At 59.3% G+C, this 20,571-nt stretch carries 19 protein-coding genes; 6 read left to right on the plus strand and 13 right to left on the minus strand.

The genetic code is table 11. The features are described 5' to 3' along the window. Positions 1–159: 159 nt before the first annotated feature. Complete coding sequence (locus tag TERRO_RS13300) at positions 160–882, plus strand: tyrosine-type recombinase/integrase (RefSeq protein ID WP_281047875.1); 723 nt, start codon at positions 160–162, stop codon at positions 880–882. Beyond that, positions 776–1,147 carry a tyrosine-type recombinase/integrase gene (locus TERRO_RS23940; RefSeq protein WP_425358503.1) on the plus strand — a complete coding sequence of 124 codons (372 nt, stop codon included), beginning with the start codon at positions 776–778 and terminating at the stop codon, positions 1,145–1,147. The genes TERRO_RS13300 and TERRO_RS23940 overlap by 107 nt, the downstream gene beginning before the upstream one ends. Positions 1,148–1,274: 127 nt before the next feature. Here TERRO_RS23940 and TERRO_RS13305 read toward each other — a convergent pair whose 3' ends face one another. The 4 genes from TERRO_RS13305 to TERRO_RS13320 all read right to left on the minus strand — a co-directional run bounded on the left by TERRO_RS13305 (position 1,275) and on the right by TERRO_RS13320 (position 4,037). Continuing rightward, positions 1,275–1,691, minus strand: coding sequence for a nuclear transport factor 2 family protein (locus tag TERRO_RS13305; RefSeq protein ID WP_014786210.1), 417 nt, complete (start codon positions 1,689–1,691; stop codon positions 1,275–1,277). Between the two features lie 92 nt (positions 1,692–1,783). Next, a complete protein-coding gene (locus TERRO_RS13310) occupies positions 1,784–2,431 on the minus strand; it encodes an NADPH-dependent F420 reductase (RefSeq protein WP_281047899.1) in 648 nt (215 codons plus the stop codon). 46 nt (positions 2,432–2,477) lie between these two features. Next, positions 2,478–3,212: an SDR family NAD(P)-dependent oxidoreductase gene (locus TERRO_RS13315; RefSeq protein ID WP_014786212.1), complete on the minus strand. Its 735-nt coding sequence runs from the start codon at positions 3,210–3,212 to the stop codon at positions 2,478–2,480. A 93-nt stretch (positions 3,213–3,305) separates the two neighbouring features. Next, the gene (locus TERRO_RS13320) at positions 3,306–4,037 is read right to left on the minus strand and encodes an SDR family NAD(P)-dependent oxidoreductase (protein WP_014786213.1); all 732 of its coding nucleotides are present in this window, start codon (positions 4,035–4,037) and stop codon (positions 3,306–3,308) included. A 116-nt stretch (positions 4,038–4,153) separates the two neighbouring features. Between TERRO_RS13320 and TERRO_RS13325 the strand changes: the two genes are divergently transcribed. Beyond that, the gene (locus tag TERRO_RS13325) at positions 4,154–5,116 is read left to right on the plus strand and encodes an AraC family transcriptional regulator (protein WP_014786214.1); all 963 of its coding nucleotides are present in this window, start codon (positions 4,154–4,156) and stop codon (positions 5,114–5,116) included. A 314-nt stretch (positions 5,117–5,430) separates the two neighbouring features. Here the strand turns inward: TERRO_RS13325 and TERRO_RS13330 are convergent, their stop codons facing one another. From TERRO_RS13330 to TERRO_RS13355, 5 genes are all read right to left on the minus strand, one after another. After that, positions 5,431–6,342 (minus strand): TIGR03435 family protein, encoded by a 912-nt coding sequence (locus TERRO_RS13330; RefSeq protein WP_081490635.1) that lies wholly within the window; start codon positions 6,340–6,342, stop codon positions 5,431–5,433. 285 nt (positions 6,343–6,627) lie between these two features. Beyond that, on the minus strand, positions 6,628–8,568 hold the full coding sequence (locus TERRO_RS13340) for a CocE/NonD family hydrolase (protein WP_014786216.1): 1,941 nt from the start codon (positions 8,566–8,568) through the stop codon (positions 6,628–6,630). A gap of 40 nt (positions 8,569–8,608) precedes the next feature. Then, the gene (locus TERRO_RS13345; protein ID WP_014786217.1) at positions 8,609–8,854 is read right to left on the minus strand and encodes a CDGSH iron-sulfur domain-containing protein; all 246 of its coding nucleotides are present in this window, start codon (positions 8,852–8,854) and stop codon (positions 8,609–8,611) included. A 101-nt stretch (positions 8,855–8,955) separates the two neighbouring features. Continuing rightward, a complete protein-coding gene (locus TERRO_RS13350; protein WP_014786218.1) occupies positions 8,956–9,528 on the minus strand; it encodes a hypothetical protein in 573 nt (190 codons plus the stop codon). 103 nt (positions 9,529–9,631) lie between these two features. After that, positions 9,632–11,257, minus strand: coding sequence for a sigma-54-dependent transcriptional regulator (locus TERRO_RS13355; RefSeq protein WP_014786219.1), 1,626 nt, complete (start codon positions 11,255–11,257; stop codon positions 9,632–9,634). A gap of 162 nt (positions 11,258–11,419) precedes the next feature. Between TERRO_RS13355 and rph the strand changes: the two genes are divergently transcribed. The 3 genes from rph to TERRO_RS13370 all read left to right on the plus strand — a co-directional run bounded on the left by rph (position 11,420) and on the right by TERRO_RS13370 (position 14,633). Beyond that, positions 11,420–12,175 (plus strand): ribonuclease PH, encoded by a 756-nt coding sequence (gene rph, locus TERRO_RS13360; RefSeq protein WP_014786220.1) that lies wholly within the window; start codon positions 11,420–11,422, stop codon positions 12,173–12,175. A gap of 128 nt (positions 12,176–12,303) precedes the next feature. Next, a complete protein-coding gene (locus TERRO_RS13365) occupies positions 12,304–13,311 on the plus strand; it encodes a tagatose 1,6-diphosphate aldolase (protein ID WP_014786221.1) in 1,008 nt (335 codons plus the stop codon). 125 nt (positions 13,312–13,436) lie between these two features. Continuing rightward, a complete protein-coding gene (locus TERRO_RS13370) occupies positions 13,437–14,633 on the plus strand; it encodes a hypothetical protein (protein WP_014786222.1) in 1,197 nt (398 codons plus the stop codon). 16 nt (positions 14,634–14,649) lie between these two features. Here the strand turns inward: TERRO_RS13370 and guaA are convergent, their stop codons facing one another. The 4 genes from guaA to leuS all read right to left on the minus strand — a co-directional run bounded on the left by guaA (position 14,650) and on the right by leuS (position 20,047). After that, the gene (gene guaA / locus TERRO_RS13375) at positions 14,650–16,233 is read right to left on the minus strand and encodes a glutamine-hydrolyzing GMP synthase (RefSeq protein WP_014786223.1); all 1,584 of its coding nucleotides are present in this window, start codon (positions 16,231–16,233) and stop codon (positions 14,650–14,652) included. Between the two features lie 89 nt (positions 16,234–16,322). Further along, the gene (locus TERRO_RS23420) at positions 16,323–16,496 is read right to left on the minus strand and encodes a hypothetical protein (RefSeq protein ID WP_014786224.1); all 174 of its coding nucleotides are present in this window, start codon (positions 16,494–16,496) and stop codon (positions 16,323–16,325) included. 63 nt (positions 16,497–16,559) lie between these two features. Continuing rightward, on the minus strand, positions 16,560–17,507 hold the full coding sequence (locus TERRO_RS13380) for a hypothetical protein (RefSeq protein ID WP_014786225.1): 948 nt from the start codon (positions 17,505–17,507) through the stop codon (positions 16,560–16,562). Next, entirely contained in the window at positions 17,507–20,047 is a 2,541-nt protein-coding gene (leuS, locus tag TERRO_RS13385) for a leucine--tRNA ligase (protein ID WP_014786226.1), read from the minus strand. Before leuS ends, TERRO_RS13380 begins: the two co-directional genes overlap by 1 nt. Positions 20,048–20,571: the final 524 nt, after the last annotated feature.

The raw sequence follows: 20,571 nt of genomic DNA on the forward strand, positions 1-20,571 counted from the left end.
CCTCTCTCAAGCAACAATATAAGACCGGCAGAGCTTGGCAGAGGTGTTGCTTCTGAGAAAAGCCGTGGCTGTAGGAATCGCTTGGAGTGGTGCGAAACGCCTGTGTGTTTGTCCTGCCGACCAACCCTGAGCTCTTGGCAGGCGCGTAGAGTGTTGGGCATGTCTGCGGCAGAGGAGGCCGCCAGTATGCTCAAGAGGTCCAAAAAACATGTTGTGCGGAAGACGGTTCTTCGCCTGCCAGATCTCGATCACGCGAAGACCTCAGTATTGAACAGCTTGAGCTCCCCGCGTTCGCGGCGCAACTACAAGTTTGCGATGGAGCAGTTCATCGACTGGTACTGTTCAGAACCTAGACTAGCCCTGAACCGGACAGTCGTGCTCCGCTTCCGCCTACACCTCGAATCGCTCGGATTAGCCGCAGGGACGATCAATCAGAGGCTTGCGGCGGTCAGAAGGCTGGCCTACGAAGCGGCAGACTCGGGTCTGCTGAGTCCGGAACTTGCTGCGGGCATACGGCGCGTTAAAGGCGTCAAGCAACTTGGATGCCGTGCGGGCAACTGGCTCAATCAGGATCAGGCTCGGTTGCTTCTTGAGAAAGCGAATGGCCAAGGGCTACGCCACATTCGGGATGTCGCTATGATCGCGATCCTGCTCGGTCGCGGTTTGCGCCGAGCAGAGTTGTCTGCACTTCGCAGAGAAGACATACAAATCCGACAGGGCCATTGGGCGATCGTTGATTTAGTTGGCAAAGGGCAACCACGTCCGCACCGTTCCCATGCCCGGCTGGGTAAAGAATGCCATAGACAGATGGCTGACAGCTGCATCCGCCGCGACGGGACGAGTGTTCAGGGCAGTCAGTCGTCACGGAACCGTCTGGGGTAACGGTATATCCGAAAACGTCGTCTGGTACGTAGTCCGGAGCTGTGCGATGCGCCTAGAGCTCGACCACCTCGCGCCTCACGACCTTCGGCGAACCTGCGCAAAACTCTGCCATGTGAGTGGCGGCGAACTGGAGCAAATACAATTTCTTCTCGGGCACGCCTCCGTTCTTACGACCGAGCGTTATCTCGGTTGCAAGCAGAACCTGGAAGAGCCGGTAAATGACCGCTTCGGCTGCCTGTTCACTGGAGCTCTCGAAGCGCGATAAGACCTGTTTTCGCCAACCGAGAACGCCTCGGCGGATTTGGTTCTGAGAAGCCGGCCTCGGGATACTTATCGTGTCTGAGTGAGTGCATCGGCAAGATGCACTCACAAGCATTCGCCACCTGCGATGGCTAATGCGCCGATCTGGTGGCCGGCTCGGAGGCACGCGCAAGCGCTTGGGTATCGATGTACTCCTGAATCCTCGTCACCTTGCCATTTCGGACGGTTATGTCGAAGATCCACTCGTCCTTGAATGGCTTCCTGGTGGCCCTGATCTTTCCCGTAGCGACGCCGATGGCCAGAACCCGGTCTCCCTGCGCAACGAACTCCGGGGGCTTCGGGTACGACATCTCGACCGTCTGGTTGGCCTTTTCAAGTGCCTCCTGCAACCCCGCGTGTCCGCGGTAGGTTCCGGCCAGCGGCCAGTCCTCACCTGGAACGATCCACTCAAGATCTTCGGAGACCAGCGCCAGCAGGGCCTGCTTATCGCGCTGACCGATCGCGGCGAAAAAACTCTTCACAACTGTGACGTTCTCGTGTGTGCTCATCGCACTTCCTCCCATTCTGTTATGCCGGTGCATGGCTGAGGTGACCCTCCATGCAGGAGGGGTACTTTTCGGAGCCAATGACAGTCGATGGACTACTGCTGCTTCCTGAACAAGTCCTGGAAGATGAGTGGCCCCCAGGTGCGACCTCGTGCGTGCACGAGGGCACCGCCCTCGTTAAGCCTGCCCAGTTTCACGGGTGCGTACCCGAGCTGTTTGGCAAGATCCGCCACGGGAGCGACTGCGTCTTCGTCGTCGCTCGACAGAAAGACCACACGGTAGCCGCCCTCGACCACTGGATTCGTTGCGAGCGTGGCAGCAATCAGGTGATTGAAGCCTTTCACCAGCCTGGCGCCATTGAAGGCCTTCGCAAGGAACGCGGAGGACGGCAGGCCGTCCAGTTCCTCAGGCGGGACAGGGAACGAGTTCGTCGTGTCAATGATCGTCTTGCCCTTCCAGCTCGGCAAGGCCTTCGCAACGGCACTATGCTCGCCGAACGGGACCGCGAGGAAGATCGTGTCCGCCTTGAGAGCTTCCTGCAGCGACCTGGCAACGACCGTAGGTCCGATGGCCCGAGCCTGCGAGGCCAGTTCCTCGGGCGGCCGACGGCTTGCGACGGTCACGTCGATGTTCTTACGCGCGAACGCTTGTGCGAGCGCCTGGCCTATCTTGCCGAATCCAACAATTGCATAGCTCATAGTTTTCTCCGATACCTGTTGGTGTTGCTCTCCCGCTGATGGAATCCGGTGAGTGCGTTAGCGAACCGCCACTCACCGGGGGCCGCCGATCTTAAACGGCCGTCATGCCACCATCGACGAACAACTCCACCCCGTTCACGTAGCTGGAATCGTCAGAAGCGAGGAACAACGCGACCGTCGCAATCTCTTCAGGCTGTCCCATCTTGCCGCGCGGAATGAGCGACTCGAAGAACTCCCGCGCCTCCTTGCTGAGGACCTCTTCCTGCATCGGCGAGGTGACAGCCCCCGGAACCAGCAGGTTCACACGGATATGTCTGCCCTTCAGTTCGTTGACCCACGTGCGTGCGAAGGAGCGTAACGCCAACTTGCTCGCGGCATAGACACCGAAACCGGGGAAGCCTTTTGCGGAAGCATTGGAGCCGGTCATGATGATCGATGCGCCATCACTCAACAGCGGCAACGCCTTCTGAACCGTGAAGAGGGTGCCGCGCACATTGAGGTCAAAGGCCGCGTCGAAGTGCTCCTCAGTGATCTGGCCCAGTGGCAGTGGTTCCCCTTTGCCGGCACTTGCGAACAGGATGTCGATCTTGCCCTTTTCGCGCTTGACCGTATCGAAGAGGCGGTCCAGATCGTCCAGATTGGCTGCGTCACCGCGCACGCCCGTTACATTCCGGCCAATCGTCTTGAGCGCCTCATCCAGTTGCTCCTGCCGACGGCCGGTGATGAAGACATAGGCACCTTCTTCCACGAAGCGCTTCGCGCTCGCCAGGGCCATGCCGCTCGATCCACCCGTGATGACTGCTACTTTTCCTTCAAGCTTTCCCATAATTTCCCTTCAGTTTGCCGTGCGATATTTCGTTGGATAAAGTTCCTTCTTGGTGGTTCGGGAGATCAACCACCTTTGGCGATGCGGCACGACTCAGACCGCTGAGAAGCCGCCGTCGACCGCAAAATCCATGCCGTTCACATAGCTCGAATCGTCGGAAGCCAGGAACAGCGCTGCCGCTGCAATCTCCTCAGGACGACCCATCTTTCCGCGGGGGATCAAGGACTCGAACATCTCCCTCGTTGCCTGGTCCAGACGCTGAGAATCCGGTGTGTCCACCTGCCCCGGGCTCAGCACGTTCACGCGGATCTTTCTGCCCTTCAGTTCGTTGAGCCACGTGCGTGCAAAGGAGCGCAAGGCTGCCTTGCTAGCCGCGTAGACGCCGTAGCCAGGAAATCCTTTGACCGATGCGACCGATCCGGTCAGGATGATCGATCCGCCGTCATTGATCAGCGGCAACGCCTTCTGCGCCGTGAACAGCGTTCCGCGTACAATCAGGCCGAACTCACTATCGAAATGCTGTTCCGTAATCTCGCCCAGCACTGCGGCTTCGCCTTTGCCGGCACTCGCGAAGAGAATGTCGATTTTGCCCTTTTGCTTCTTGACCGTATCGAAGAGGCGGTCCAGATCGTCCAGATTGGCTGCGTCTCCGCGCACGCCCGTCACGTTCCGGCCGATCAGCTTTACGGCCTCATCGAGCGCCTGCTGCCTGCGGCCCGTGATGAAGACGTAGGCACCTTCTTCAACGAACAGCTTGGCGCTCTCCAGGGCCAAACCGCTCGACCCTCCCGTGATAACTGCAACCTTACCTTCAAGCTTTCCCATACTTGCTCCTTTGCGTGCCGTAACATTCGTACACAGGAGTAGATTCATCTTGCGATGGACGAGAACTGTTCAGAAGTCCAAAACTTTTGTCTATTCGTCCAAACACGGAGGTTTCATTGGACCCGATATCAGATGTCTTCCGAACGCTGCACGTAACTGCATTCGGTCAGCACAGGCTGGAGGCTACCGCCCCTTGGGGACTCAAAGGGGGAGGAGCGGAGAGCGAACAGAGAGAGCCGGATGCTGACAAAAGCAGCTCACCGACAGACCTGGCGCACTTCGCCATGCTTTCGCGCGGCAACTGCTGGCTCAATGTCGAGGGCATTACGGAGCCGATACCACTGACGGGTGGTGACTGCATGTTGCTGACCCGTGACACTCCGATCATCATGCGCGATAGCCCTCGAACGCATCCGAAGTTGAGTTTCCGCGACATTGCGGCCCGGGCTGAGAGCAACGTCGGTCATTGTGGAGGTGGCGGCGCGCCGACGACGATCGTCTGCGGCTCTCTTAGTTTCGACCGCGCAAGTCTGAAACCGATCACCCAGCTATTGCCGAGCTTCATTCTGATCAGGGCTGATCAGGCACGCACGTTTGCTCTTCAGAACACGATGCAGGCGCTGGCGTCGGAGATGGCAGACCAGGTGCCGGGGTCTGGGATTGTTGCGACACGCCTGGCCGAGGTTCTATTCATCCAGGTACTGCGGGCGTACATTGCGTCGGACCCGGGACGCAACAAGGGATGGCTTCGTGCCGTGTTCGATCCTCAAATCGGCAGCGCCCTGACTGCTTTTCACGATCGTGTGGGTGCGCCCTGGACAGTGGAGTCTCTGTCCGAAGCGGCGGGCGTGTCACGCTCCGCATTCGCAGTGCGCTTCAAAGAACTGCTGGGACAAACACCGCTGGAATATGTGACGGAGTGGCGAATGCAGAAGGCGATGCATTTACTCGAACAGAAGGACAGGAAACTCGTCGACATTGCCCGGTCGGTCGGTTACGAATCGGATGCTGCCTTCAGTAAGGCGTTCAAGCGTGTGGTTGGAACCAGTCCAGGGGAATACCTCAAACGTGGGGAGTAAACCACGATCGCTCCCCGTGACCGTGCTTCTCGTCAGCGGGAGACTACTCGACGAGTGAAAATCGCCAATGCGCTCATCGAAGTAGGACGATACAAAACACCGGTCAACCACAGTGGCAGTCTCTGCCGATAACTTTCGCCTCTGAGTCGCAATCTTCCTCGGCGCCTGGCCCACCCGCCCACAGCGGAAGTCGCTTGACACCCCGCGATACATCAAGACAGCGAATGAGGAGGGCCAACTTGCCCTCCGTTCTTACTCTGTGCCAATGCGCATAAATACGGATCAACCATCCGAATTGGCGAGTCGTTAGAGATCTAATTCGGTGACGGTCGCTCGATGTGGTCGATGATCAGGCACTCCACTTTGTCCTTATCGGAAGTCAGCTTCAACCCAAGCTCTGCCTGCAACGACGAGAACACCGAGGGTCCGATATCCGCTGAGTTATCCGCGGCGAGTCCGGCCTGCCCCAGGTCAAGCGCCATGTCATAGATCCCGGTGAGCCCCGTCTTGTCCACCACGGGGCGTCCCGCGGGTCCGGACAACAGCAACGCCAGCGTGCCTATGGTGGCGCCGTAGATTTCGATGTGCCCGTTGGCCGGGTCGCGAACGAAAAATCCGCTACCACCGGGAACCGCCACTGCACCGGGATGCATGACCCGGGCTTGCTCCCCATCGCCGGATTTGGCGGGCTTCAGCTTCGGTCCATTCTTCGCAATTCGCAATGCGAAGATCGGCTTGTCTGTCATCTCGCGATGGACCACCAACTTGAATCTCTCGGCCAGCAGCGTCTGCATCATCGCGTGCAGCATCCTTGTCCGCTCCACCGGATCTCGCCAGGCCTCGGCGTCCGAATCGCCAATATGAGCGTCGATGTTATAGCGCTCCTGCGATAGCTCTCGCGGCATCGCTAATATGCGGTCCTGCACCAGGTATCCCAGCGGATCGCCCGATCTCGGGATATGGGCCGCGCCGACTACCACCAGGAGCGGGCAGTTCGTCATATGAATTCCATTGCGCGTCGGCTGCACCTGGTCTGGACTACAGGTGCCGGTGTTGCTTACGTTCTGGCGGATGGAAGCCACATCGAAGCTCATTGGCCGCCCCGCTGTCTGGGCGCTCACGGGCACCGCCACGAAGACAACCAAAGCAGCCGCCAAGGACTTCGCAACGAACCAGCAGCGCTTCACTTGAAAGCCGTCCATGCCCGCAATAGACCGGCATGGCATCGAAAAGTTTCAAACGCTTCGAGATTCTGCGCGCGCCCAGCGCTCCAGGAGCGGATCATGACCGCGAAGCCGAGGATAAAGAAACCGAAAGCCCTTGACACCCGCGATACAATAAAGACAGCGAAACGGGAGGGCCCAGTGGCCCTCCCGTTCTTCTTTTGAATCGCTAAGTCCTTTGAAATCTAATTTTTGCGTGTAACTCCAATGGAATCTAATTTTTGCAAAAACGGGAATCGTCAACTTGTTTCGAATCTGATATTTACGAGAAACAGGGGGAGGGTACCCTCAGTTGGAACCGCTCACCGGTTCAGAGGAACCCGTCCTCGCCTCGACCGTCACGTCCGCATCCGGCCGCAGTACGTCCAGGTGCGAAGGATATTTCGGCGTCGCGTAAACCGTAATCGTCGCAGGCTTGTAACTGCTCAACGGAGCAGACATGATGTTCGGCACAAACGTCTGCGGATTCCGGTCATACAGCGGGAACCACGTCGACTGCACCTGCACCATCATCTTGTGGCCCTTAAGGAAGGTGTGATCCGCACCGTGCAGGCTCCACTTGTACTCCTGCACCTCGCCCGCTTTGATCGCCTCAGGCTTCTCGAAGCTCTTGCGATAACGGCCACGGAAGATCTCATCCACAATCATCAACTGGTAGCCGCCCATGCCCCCCGGCGCATCGTCCGGATAGACATCGATCAGCTTCACCACCCAGTCACCATCGGTGCCTGAGGTCGCAGCAAAGATGTCCGCAACAATGTCCCCGGTCACAGTCGTATCGCGATCCAGCGCAGGAGATGTAAAGCTCGCCTGATCCTTGCGCGATGTTACAAATCGCTGATCGCTCACAAGCCACGTACGCCAGGTCGACTTATCACCGTAAGTGGACTGAATCGGGCGCTCGCGGTAAGGAATCGGGTTCGAAGGATCGGAGACATACTTCGCCATGTAGCTCGCCTTCGGCGCGCTGAAACCAAGCGTGTTGTTCTCACCCAGGTAAAGCTTCGCCGGCTTGAACCCAACCTTCGGCGGCCACTGCGCGTAATGCTGCCACTGGTTCGATCCCGTCCGGAAGCTCGCCGTATCTTCCAGATCGAAGCCCTTCTTGTCCTTCAGGTGCAGCTCGAAGAACGGTGCCTCGATCGTCTTCCGATACTCGACGCCCGTCGGCTGCCCAAAGTCGATCGCGCCCAGCTTGTTGCTGCTTGATCCCCAACCGCCGTGATTCCACGGTCCCAGCGCCAGGTAGACCTTGTGCTTCGGATCGCTGGAGTCCTCATGCGCGTGCAGCGCAGCGTACTCCGCCTGCGTACCCCACATGTCCTCCTGGTCCCACCAGCCGCCCGTCTCCAGCGTCGGAACTTCAGGTTTTTGCAGATGTGTCTGAACCGCCATCGCCTTCCAGAACGGCGAGTACTCCGGCTCAGCCAGGAAGCGCTTCGCCGTCGGCAGCTCCGTCATCTTCGCGTCAGCCGCAGCGTTGGCAAAGTTACCCTGCTTCAGGAAGTACTCATACGTGTCGCCGTTGTAGCTGACACGCTGATCATCCTTCGCACGCTCCAGCTGCAGCACATAGTCATATCCGTAGGTCTGTCGGAACGCACCATTGTGGAAGAAGTCATCACCCATCCAGATGTCCGTCATCGGAGCCTGCGGCGAGATGGCCTTCACCGACGGATGGTGATCAAGTCCAGCCATCATCGCCAGAAATCCCGGATAGGAAACACCCAGCACTCCAACTCGACCGTTGTTGTTCGGCAGGTTCTTCAGCATCCACTCCACAGTGTCGTAGGTGTCGCTGCTCTCATCAACCAGCTTGGGATCGGTACGATTTCCCGGCACGTGCAGCAAAGGCCGATTCATCACGAACTGGCCCTCGCTGCCGTACTTGCCGCGGATGTCCGCGTAGACGAAGATGTAGCCGCTCTGCGCCAGCTCCGGCTTGCTGCCGTTGACGCCCTCGCTGCTGCCACGCGCGCCGTACGGTGTGCGCGACATCAGGATCGGCAGCGGCTCTCCACTCGTCTCAGAGCCTTCGGGACGCACGATCACCAGGTGCAGCTTCACACCATCACGCACCGGCACCATGGCCTCAGTACGCGTATACGGTCGTGCCGCCACTTCCGTACTGCCCGCTCGCTGCGCAGGCTGCTGTGCCGCGGCCTGGACGATGGAAGGAAGCAAACAAGACACAGCAACGGCGGCGACAGCGAGCGAGCGGTAAGCCATGAAGGAAGCAGCTCCTGGTGAGATTCGTACAGCGATCAAACTACTGACCGGTCAGATTGCCCGGTGACGTCATGCACTGAAAGCCCACGCGATTGTGTGCGCCGTCGCAGAACGGACGCTTCTCGCTTGCGCCGCAGCGGCACAGTGAAATGGCCGGCTTGCCGGTCAGATCCCACTCTTTGCCATCGGCGTCAGTCAGCAGGATGTGACCTTCCACGCGCAGTGGTCCATTGGGTTTAACGGTGATCTTGACGGGTGCGACGGGTGCGGGCGTTGCGATGTCCATACTGCTCCTGGGGCCGAACCACAAGGTGGACGCGTGCCAGACAAACGCACGTTCCCGCCTCGCGATTGGGTGTTTTGGGCAGCATAGCAGACGCCGATTCATCACGGCACCATCCCGCTCTGTCCATAAGTGGGCGAAGGCAGCCGCGCAGCCCGTGGCGGCGGCGGCACGTTCCCACCGTCGCCGGAGCGGAGGCGCTCACGCAGCGAAGTTGCAAGCTCCTTCATCAGCCGCGCCTTATCTGCCACCGCAGGTGTCAGGAATTTCTCGCGAAGGATGAGATCGCTCTGCAACAACAGCCCCGTAATCGTGGACTGCAGTTCACGCGATACCGCCGCCGTGGCCTCTCGTCGGCCCACCGCCTCGGCCTGTTCGCGACCATCCAGCAGGCTTCGAAGCAGGCGCACCACACCGTTCGCACCCAGGTTCGCAAGGTTGATCTCCAAAGGCACAGCACCCTCGGCGTTCTGCCACACCATCTCTGATGTGGTGATCTCCGCCTCGGATAAAGATGTATCCAAAAGGACAGCCGTTACACGGTCGCGTCGCAATCTCGCCAGTGCCGCTCGGCGGCTGCGGGCAATCTCAACTACGGCATCTGCCTCCCGCGAGAGAGCACGTGCCAGGTTCTCGGCGCCGTCAATCGCGGTCACGATCAGTACAGTCTTCTCCATATTTCCGCCTCACTGCTCGACGGTTCACAGAAATCGGGAAGTTACCTTGGGGATTCACTTACAAGACAAGTTCTACAAACTGTCGCCTTAATCTCGCAACTCGTTAAGAGTCAGAGATGCCGTACTCTTTCAGCTTCCGGTAAAGCGTCGTTTTTCCGATGCCAAGTAATTTGGCCGCCATCAACTTATCGCCATGTAACTGGCGGATCGTGTTCAGAATTGCTTCACGTTCCAACTCTGCGATCGACACAATCGCCGGCGCACCTCCTTCCGCACGAGACTTGCTCTCGGCGTTTCGCCGTTCATCCACCCTCAGAACGTTCGCGGCCAAAACATCGATTGCCGCCATACTCTGCATCTGCGTGGGCAGGTCTCCCATGTGAAGCACGGGCCCGCTGGACAACGCGCAAGCACGCTCTACCGCGCCTTCCAACTCCCGCACATTTCCGGGCCAGCCATACCCGGACATCACCCGCATCGCATCGGCAGAAAACTGATAAGCAACTGCACTCTCCCGGCGCATGCGCTCCAGAAAGTGTTCCGCCAGAAGCGGAATATCCTCAGGGCGTTCCCGCAGCGGAGGCATGTGCAGACCCACGACGTTCAACCGGTAATAGAGATCCTTGCGAAACAATCCCTGGTCCACCAGCGACGACAGGTTGCGGCTGCTGCCGGCCAGGATCCGCACCGTCAACGGCACTCCCTGCCTTGAACCGGCCGCTCGCACCTCTTTATCCTGCAGCGCGCGCAGTAGCTTCGCCTGCAGGTCCAGCGGCATCTCGCTCACTTGGTCCAGGAAGAGCGTGCCGCCCTCCTCGGACGTCAGCAGCGCATCCTTACTGCGGTCAAAGCCGGTATACGCACTACGCGAGTAGCCGAAGAGTTCACTCTCCAGCACGGCCGGCGCCAATTGGCCGCATTCCACCACCGCGAAGCGTCGGCTGCCGTTCGGCCCGCTCGTATGAATCGTGCGGGCAACCGTCTCCTTGCCCGTCCCGCTCTCGCCCAGTATCAAGACGGGGTGCGTCGACAGCGCGACCTTCGCCACAATCCGGTAGAGCTTCTCCATCGCAGGCGAAGAGCCGATCAACCGTCCATGGCCGTTTTGCCCGCGCAGATGCTGTTGCACCCGCCGACTCTCAAGTTCAAAGCTGCGCCGCTGCCCCGCTCGCTCCAGAACGCCAGTCAGCTCATCCATAGCGAACGGCTTGGTCAGGTAGTCACTCGCGCCTAGGCGGATCGCCTCCACCGCTGATGAGACCGTCGCAAAGGCGGTCATCACTACGATCGAAGACCGCGGACGTCGCATACGGATCTCTTCCAGCAGAGACAAGCCACCCGCCGGCATCTTCAGATCCATCAGCACCACGTCAAGCGCATGTACTCGGACCGCCTCGCGTGCCTCTTCCGCCGAATTGGCTGCGTGCACGGCAAAGCCCATTCCCGATGCAATCTCGCAACAAGCCTTCAATACCGGAGGATCGTCATCCAACACCAGCAGTTGCACCTTGGCCATATCGTGCTTCCGTATCGGGTTCTCAGCCGCATGAGGACGCAACAGCTCCAGGCCATGGACCCCACCATTGCGACTCACATGGTGAGAATCGCCGTTCGGGTTTGATTCCAGCAATTGCCAATCTCGTAGTGGCGTAACCAGTTCCGGGCGGAAATCTTCCGCTAACGTCCCAGCTTTGCCGACAATGCGCACGCTTTTTTTGGTATCTGACATTCGTTCGTGTGTTACCTATAATCCGGTTTCGCGACGCAATAGTAATTCTGAAAAGTAACCTAAATGCGGATCGCAGACGATTGTGCAGGTCACACATCGCCAATACGAGTTTCCCAAAATGGAACTGATCCCCATCGCTCGTCCGTGCGAGATACTGGTACCGTGACTTCTTCCACCGAATTTCCTCAGACCGTCTTCCGTTCCGGTGGCCGGGCCGCTACTGCGCTCCGCCCTACCCGCCTGGTACCGAACTTCGTCGCAACCGCCGAAGGTTCGGTGCTGATCGAAGCCGGGAACACAAGAGTTTTGTGCAACGCAACTGTAGAGCCCAGTGTGCCGGGTTGGCTACGTAATAGCGGCAAAGGCTGGGTTACGGCGGAATATAGCATGTTGCCGCGTGCCACGCTAACGCGCACACCCCGTGAGAGCGAGCGAGGCAAAATCGGCGGACGCACCCACGAGATCCAGCGCCTCATCGGTCGCTCGCTGCGCAGCGTCGTCGACCTGAAGGCCCTTGGCGAGCGCTCCATCATCCTCGACTGCGATGTCCTCCAGGCAGATGGTGGCACGCGAACCGCCGCCATCACAGGTGCCTGCGCTGCATTAGCTCTTGCACTCAATCGTCTGGTTACCGCGGGCACACTACCCAAGTCCCCGATGAAAGAACTCGTCGCCGCGACATCTGTGGGCATCGTCGACGGAAACGTGCTGCTCGACCTCGCCTATGAAGAAGACTCCCAGGCCGACGTCGACATGAATGTCGTCATGACTGCCTCCGGTGGACTGGTCGAAACACAGGCCACGGCCGAACGCGAGCCCTACACTCGCGCCCAGCTCGGCCTGATGCTCGACTATGCAGAGGCCGGCATCAAAGAACTAGTCCTTCTGCAGCAACAACTTCTGCAGGGTCCCGCCTAATACCGCAGGGACCGGTCATGTTCGATTAACAGTACAAGCCGTCGTTTATCGCGAATTCTTCTTACCCATGCGAAACGTACGCTGTCTAGAATGAGGGGGTCGAATCCCCGGAAGGAACTGCCATTCTCATGAAGCCAACTCCAGGAAAACTTGCCGGTCTTAAGGCCGTATCTGACTCCCGCGGCGTGGTCGCGGCCGCAGCCATGGACCAGCGCGGCTCCTTGCAGAAGTCCATCGGCGCCAACCGCGGCGGTGAAGCTACCGGCGACGATCTGGTCGTCTTTAAGGAACTCGTCACCAAGGTCCTGACCCGCTACGCATCGGCCATCCTCCTCGATCCGGAATACGGCCTGCCTGCATCGCGCATGCGCAATGACGCGGGACTCCTCCTTGCCTATGAGAAGACCGGCTATGATGCCAACACGGCTGGTCGGCTGCCCGATCTTCTGGACGTATGGAGCGTTCGCCGCCTCAAGGAAGCCGGCGCCGACTGCGTCAAAATCCTGCTCTACTACACCCCCTACGAAGACGCTCGCGTCAACGATCTGAAGCACGCCTGGATTGAGCGCATCGGCGACGAGTGCCGCTACCACGACATCCCCTTCTTTATGGAGCCCATCGGCTACGACGAAAACGGCAAGGGCGAAAAAACGCTTGAGTACGCCCGCAAGAAGCCATCCGTCGTCACCAAGACCATGGAGGAGTTCGGCAAGGAGCGCTACGGCATCGACATCCTGAAGGTCGAAGTTCCTGTCGAAATGGGCTTCGTCTCCGGCACAACCTCCTTCAAGGGCGAAGCCGCCTACACGCGCGAGCAGGCCGCACAGCTCTTCCGCGATGCCGAGTCCGCCACCGACAAGCCCTTTATCTATCTCTCGGCTGGCGTCACCAACCCGGTCTTCATTGAGACCCTGGCGCTCGCCGGCGAAAGCGGCACCAAGTTCAGCGGCGTCCTCTGCGGCCGCGCCACCTGGTTCGATGGCATCAAGATCTATGCACAACAGGGTGCACCCGCCTTCGAAGCGTGGTTGAACACGGTCGGCGTAGAGAACATCAAGAACGTCAACGAAGCCCTCAAGGTCGCGACGCCCTGGTACAAGAAGATGGGCTTCAACTCCATGGAAGAACTCGGTTAGAAAGCACCGACAACAGCAACGAGAAAGAGCCCAGGATTTCGGGGCTCTTTTTCGTTGCGTGCTGTAGACTTCTCTTCGAAAAGAACAAGCCGTGCATCGGAAGATGTTTCCGACGGGGATACTCGATGGTGACTCGGGAAAAGGGCGTATGGATCGCTGTCGGAACCGCCGCGGCCCTGCTCCTGGCTTTTGCGCTGTGGTGGAAGTTTTCGCCCCAGCCACTGCCTGATCCAGTCACCAGCAATACTTTCTCCGGCTTCGATGATCTACAAAGTCAACTGGCAACACGTGTCCACCAGTACCTTGATCCGAAGAACAGTGCTCCAGACTTCGACGTCGTAGTATCCGGCGCAAGCATGGACGAAGGCACCATCCTTCGACCCTCAACCACGCTTGCCGTAAGCTATGACGACTGCCTGCCGACGAGCGGAAAAGTGCGGGAGTTTTCCGCTCCCAATCTGTTTCCCGTCTACCACCTGACCCGAGACGTCGCAGTCAAGGCCGGCTTTGATGACAGTCGACTGGCCAAACTAAACCTGAACGTCGGTAGATCGACAGACGTTCTCTTCTCCATCGCAGACGTAAAGTTACGGATGCTGGACGACAATGCCATCGATACGGTCACCGGCACCGGCGCATGCCTGCAAGACATTACCAAGTCGGGGCTGGTCTGGTATGTGAAGGGCTATATCTCAGGCAAACGCACCTTTCGAACTGCGGTGCAGAATGCAGGATCGTTGAGCGAACAGGGCGGCCCGTACAAGATCCAGGTGGATGGCAGCCCGCAAAACCAGAGCCTTAGCATTACCGATTCGGAAGGTCAGCCTTTCTTGGCGCTCATCTCGGTGGTCCCCAGAAATCGTGACGGCAAGCTGAAAACGGTATCGAGCGCACCCGCTGTAGCCGCAGACTCGCCCAAAAAGGTCGAGGTTGGGATAACTCACGTACTTCCGCACAGTCCCGTGAGTGCGGCACCACCGCCAGTCGCAGCGCCGCCCCCGCTCGCCCCGACTGGAGCCGCAAAGGGACGAATCTTTGTCCAACAGGACCAGGCGGATGCGGCGGGCGCCGGGGCAGTGATTGTTGAAGCACTTCGTAGAGGCGGCTATGATCCGATCTCACAGGTGGAGAAGGTGCCGTCGAGGAAGATGCCGAGCGTAGCGCAGATCCGCTACTTCAACGATGGCCCGGATGAAGCGACTGCACGATCCCTGCAGAGAATCCTCGTCGCCACTTATCCCAGCGCCAGGATCGTCCGAGTCGGTGTGCCTTCACCGCAGGGGCAATTTGAAGTGTGGCTTCCGAGAGCAGCAAACCACTGATCGCTGCAACTTTCTTCTATTCCCACTCAATCGTGCCCGGCGGCTTCGACGTGATGTCGTAGACAACCCGGTTGATCCCGCGGACTTCATTCACGATCCGGCTGCTGATGGTCTTCAGCACCTCGTACGGAAGCGGCACCCAGTCGGCGGTCATGCCGTCTTCACTATGCACCGCACGGATCGCGCAGGTGTAGGCATAGGTGCGCTGGTCGCCCATCACACCGACGGACTTCACAGGCAGCAGCACCGCAAAGCTCTGCCAGATCTTCTTGTACAGGCCCGCCTTCTTGATCTCAAAGACAACGATGTCATCCGCGTTCTGCAGGATCTCCACACGCTCCGGCGTGATCTCACCCACGATGCGTACAGCAAGGCCCGGTCCTGGGAAGGGCTGACGATCCAGCACATCGTCCGGCATGCCCAGGTCGCGGCCAACGCGGCGCACTTCATCCTTGAAGAGGTCGCGCAGCGGCTCGATCAACTTCAGCTTCATGTTCTCGGGCAGACCACCAACATTGTGGTGGCTCTTAATCGTCTGCGACGGCCCCTTGACGCTCGATGACTCGATCACATCGGGATACAGCGTTCCCTGCACCAGCCACGCGATCTCATTGCCCTTCGCGTCCTGCTGCAGTTCGCCGTGCTTCTCCTGCTCTTTCAGGATGCGCGCAGCCTCGTCGTCGAACACCGTGATGAACTCACGACCGATGATCTTGCGCTTCGTCTCCGGATCGGTAATGCCGCCAAGCTGCTGCAGGAAGCGCTTCGATGCATCGACCGCAACCACCTTCAGACCCAGCTTCTCGCGCATGTTCGCCTGCACCTGTGCGAACTCGTTCTTACGCAGCACGCCGTTGTTCACGAAGATGCAGGTCAGACGATCACCAATGGCCTTCGCAACCAGGACGGCCGCAACGGCCGAATCCACACCACCCGACAGCGCACAGATTGCATGCCCGGTACCCACCTGCTTGCGGATGGCATCGACGGTTGTCTCGATGAAGTGCGCGGGAGTCCAGTTCGCCTGCGCGCCGCAGATGTTCAGGACGAAGTTCTTCAGCAGCGCTGTTCCCTGCTTGCTATGCGCAACTTCCGGGTGCCACTGTACGGCGTACATGCGCGTCGCTTCATTCGCAATGGAGGCGAGTGCGTTGTGCGTCTTCGCTGCTATATTGAAGCCCGTCGGCAGGTCTACGACGCTGTCGCCGTGCGACATCCAGACCTGCAGCTCAACGGGCAGACCCGCGAAGAGCTTGTTCGTCTGCACGACCTCGACCACGGCATCGCCGTACTCGCGCTTATCCGACGGCACGACCTTGCCACCCAGATGGTGCGCCATGAACTGCATGCCATAGCAGATGCCCAGCACGGGCAATCCCAGGTCCAGCACGGCGGCATCGGCCTTGGGAGCGTCTGCGTCATAGACAGAGCTGGGGCCGCCTGAGAGCACAATGCCAATCGGATTGAGCGCTGTTATGGCGTCAAGCGGGGCGGTGCAAGGCAGAACCACGGAGAAAACATTGAACTCACGGATGCGACGCGCAATAAGCTGCGTGTACTGCGCACCGAAATCGAGGATTACTACGGTTGAGCTGTCCACTCTGCGATTGTAACGGTGCGCAGACCACACAGCATCTGTGGAAGCGCGGCTATCGGCCGATGCCTCAAGCCGCGCTTAACCTCAGCACCCTATTCGGACTTGTCTTTGGTGCGTGTGTTCGTCACACCCGTCACGATACCCGCACCAACCATTACAACGACCAGGCCGATGATCCACTGCTGGGGAACGTGTGCAAGATGCAGCAGAAACGCAGCACCAACGATGACGATGACATAGCCAAAAACATAGAGACCAAACGACATGGAAATACCTCAGCGTGCGAGAGTGAAGCAACAGACGCTGTGATGCATTTCATGCGATGGAAGTCACTCGGCGAGAACGCCTTCTTTACGCACAGTCTCCGACGAAGCCTGCCACAGCCGAAGGTAGCTGCTCACCCGGGCAACATGAAAGAAATCGGAAGCCAGGAAATACCAGATCGCCACCGCAAAGTTCCACCAGAACAGGAACTCATCGGTGATCTCCGTCTGAAACGGCAGCGGGCAAGCCGAGAAGACCAGCGCCAGTACCAGCAGAGCAATCTTCACAATGCTCAACACCATGTTGATCTCGACAAGACCGCCACGCATGCGTCCCACGTGCAGCGAATCACGCAGACTCGCCATCGGTCCCTGCCCTTTGATGGCTGAGAGCAGCGGAGCCAGGCTGAAGACCCACCCCACGGCAGCCGTCACCACGAATAGTCCCAGTGACAGCACGATCACGCCGCCCACGTAGGCCATCATCGCCGGCTCGCCACCGGCTGCAATCGGCTGCAGAATCGCCCACGCCGCCAGCGCCCGCACGCCCGCCCACCACACTCCAAACGACAGAGCCAGCGGCAGCACACGCAGCAACTGCAGCAACATCAGCGTCCCGGCGTTCGGCCGCAGCGACCGATCCATACGCTTCAGCAGCACAGTCCGGCCAAGCCCCGAAACAACCGCCCAGACCACCAACAGCAACGGAGCGAGCCAGATCGCCGACCGGTACAGCCCCGGCCCAACCACCTGAGCAAACGCCGCAATCGTCGTTGAGGCCTTCATCGGATCAGTGAGCAACTGGTTCACCGTCACCGCTTCCACACCCGTGGAGCGCCACGGCACCGCCGCGAAGACCTTCACCACCTCGCGATAGATCAGCAGCAGCGCGGGCACGCCGAAGATCCAACGCCACGCAACCTCAATCGCTGTCAGCGAGGGACGCGCACGCACCCATGATAGGTTCTCGACGAATCCCTGTGTCGCACGCTGCTGCGTTGCCGTCGCCACCATTACCCCTTCACGACAAAGTTCACGAGCTTGCCCGGTACCGCGACAACCTTCACGATCTGCTTGTCTGCAAGGCGTGCAGCCACCTTCTCATTCGCGTGCGCCGCAGCCTTGATCGCTTCGACATCCGCTTCTGCAGCGATCTTGATCACAGCCACCAGCTTGCCGTTTACCTGCACCGGAATCTCGATCTCGTTCTCACGAGCGAGTTCCGCATCGGCCTTCGGCCACGGCTGCCGGAAGACAACACCGTCATGCCCCAGCTCCGTCCACAACTCCTGCGCCAGGAATGGCGCAAACGGCGCCAGCATCAGCGTCAGCACACGGAAGACCTCTCGCTGCGTCGCCGGCGAGATGTCGCCGTTATCCATTGCAGCTTCATTGGTCACGATCTCGTTGACCAGGATCATGATGCTTGCGATGCACGTGTTGAAGTGCCAACGGCCGCTGAAGTCCTGCGTCAGCTTTGCGATCGTCTGGTGCACTGTGCGCAACAGCTTCTGCCCATCGGTCGACAAGCCTTCCATCGTCACCGTGTGCTCGCCCGCACGCATCGCCGGCGCATACTTCGTGGCCAGCCGATGGATGCGCGACAGGAAGCGGTACACACCTGCCACACCTTCCTCCTGCCACTCCAGATCACGATCCGGTGGTGCCGCGAAGAGTGAGTACATGCGTGTTGCGTCTGCACCGTACTTCGCGATCATGTCGTCAGGCGAGACCACGTTGCCCTTGCTCTTCGACATCTTCGCGCCGTTCTTGATCACCATGCCCTGCGTGAACAAACGCTTCGCAGGCTCGCTGTTGTTGATCAATCCGATGTCGCGCATCACCTTCGTCCAGTAACGCGAATAGATCAGGTGCAGGATCGCGTGCTCAACACCGCCAATGTACTGATCAATCGGAAACCAGTAGTTCGCAGCCTCACTCGCAAACGGCGCCTTGTCGTTCTTCGCATCGGTATAGCGATAGAAGTACCAGCTCGAATCCACGAAGGTATCCATCGTGTCCGTCTCGCGGCGAGCAGGTCCATCGCACTGCGGACAGGTCGTATTTACAAACTCCGGCACACGGCCCAGCGGCGATCCATCCACATCCGCAAGATCGATGTTGTCCGGCAGCAGCACCGGCAACTGATCCTCAGGCACCGGCTGCATGCCGCACTTGTCGCAATACACCACAGGAATCGGCGTGCCCCAATACCGCTGGCGCGACACGCCCCAGTCCTTCAGGCGATACGTCGTCGTAGCCTTGCCAAACCCGTTGGCCTCGGCATACTTCGCCATCTTCTCCTGCGCCTCAAGCGCAGCCTCGCCCGTCCACTCACCACTGTCGATCAGCACGGCCTCAGCCTTGCCCGTATACGGCAATGCGAGATCATCGGTGTCAAGATTCGGCGCAACCACGCGCTTGATCGGCAGGTCGTACTTCGTCGCAAACTCAAAGTCGCGCTCATCATGCGCAGGCACTGACATGATCGCGCCCGTACCGTAGTCGGCCAGGATGTAGTTCGCGCACCAGATCGGCATCTGCTCGCCCGTGAACGGGTTCGTCGCATACTTGCCGGTGAAGACACCATGCTTCGGCAGCTCGCCCAGCATGTCCGTATCGCGAGCCGTCTTCTGCTCGGCCACCATCGCATCCAGAGCTTCGCCCAATTGCGCGTCGCCCGCTGCAAACACCTTGGCCAGCGCATGCTCCGGCGCCAACTGAATCGACGTTGCGCCAAAGATCGTATCGATGCGCGTCGTAAAGACGGTGATCGTATCCTGCGTGCCGGTGACGTGGAACTGGACCTCCGCGCCTTCGCTGCGGCCGATCCAGTTGCGCTGCATCGTCCGAACCTTGTCAGGCCAGCCCTCCATCGAGTCCAGGCCGTCCAGCAACTCATCCGCATACTTCGTGATGCGGAAGAACCACTGCGTCAGGTCGCGCTGCTCCACGAGCACGTCTTCATGACGCCAGCAACAGCCGCTGACCACCTGCTCATTGGCAAGGACGGTGTTGCAACTCGGGCACCAGTTCACCTTGCTCTTCCGCCGGAAGGCCAGGTCGCGCTTCAGCATCTCCAGGAAGATCCACTGGTTCCAGCGGTAGTACTCCGGCAGACACGTCGTAACCTCGCGAGCCCAGTCATAGCTCAGGCCCATGCGCTGCATCTGCTTGCGCATCTCCGCGATGTTGTTCAGTGTCCACTCGCGCGGAGCGGTCTTGTTCTTGATCGCGGCATTCTCAGCCGGCAGGCCGAACGAATCCCAGCCCATGGGATGCAGCACATTGAAGCCGTTCATCCACTGGTAACGAGCCAGCGCATCGCCAATGCTGTAGTTGCGCACATGTCCCATATGCAGCTTGCCCGAGGGATACGGCAGCATCTCCAGCACGTAGTACTTCGGCTTGCCGCTGCTATGCGGCTCCGCGGCATAAAGCGCAGGATCAGCGTCCCACGCAGCCTGCCACTTGGGCTCAATCTCGTGCGGCGCGTAGCGCTTCGGTTCATCGGTCTGGGAGGCAGAAATAATTTCGTCGGGCATCACGATCATTGTATGGTTCGCTCTCGGTGGCATGGAACTGGGAGGGGGTACCCCTCCCTCCAGAAACGCTAAAAATCAGATTCCAAAGGAGTTGACGTCTCCCGAAACGGCAAAAATTAGATTCGAAAGGGCTTACACGCAAAAAACAGAAAACAAAGGAGTTACCAGCTAAAAAGAAAGCGGCAGGGCGTTTGCCCTCCCGCTGATCTACAGAGTTAGTTTATCGCGGCTGTCAAGCGTTTTCTGCGTGGAGGCGTGCCCTTTGGGCCGCTCAGGACGCACAGGCCGCACGGACGCACAGGCCGCACGGACGCACGGGACTCACAGGACGCACAGGACGCACGGGACGCACAGGCCGCACGGACGCACGGGACTCACAGGACGCACAGGACGCACGAGGACGCACAGGACGCACAGGACGCACAGGACGCACAGGACGCACAGGATCAGAGGGCTGAAGGCCCGCGACATGTCAGCTCAAGGCGAAGCACTTATTTCCGCACCAACAGATCTGCGGGCTAGAGGTCGCACGC

This window comes from Terriglobus roseus DSM 18391, from assembly GCF_000265425.1.
GTDB lineage: Bacteria > Acidobacteriota > Terriglobia > Terriglobales > Acidobacteriaceae > Terriglobus > Terriglobus roseus.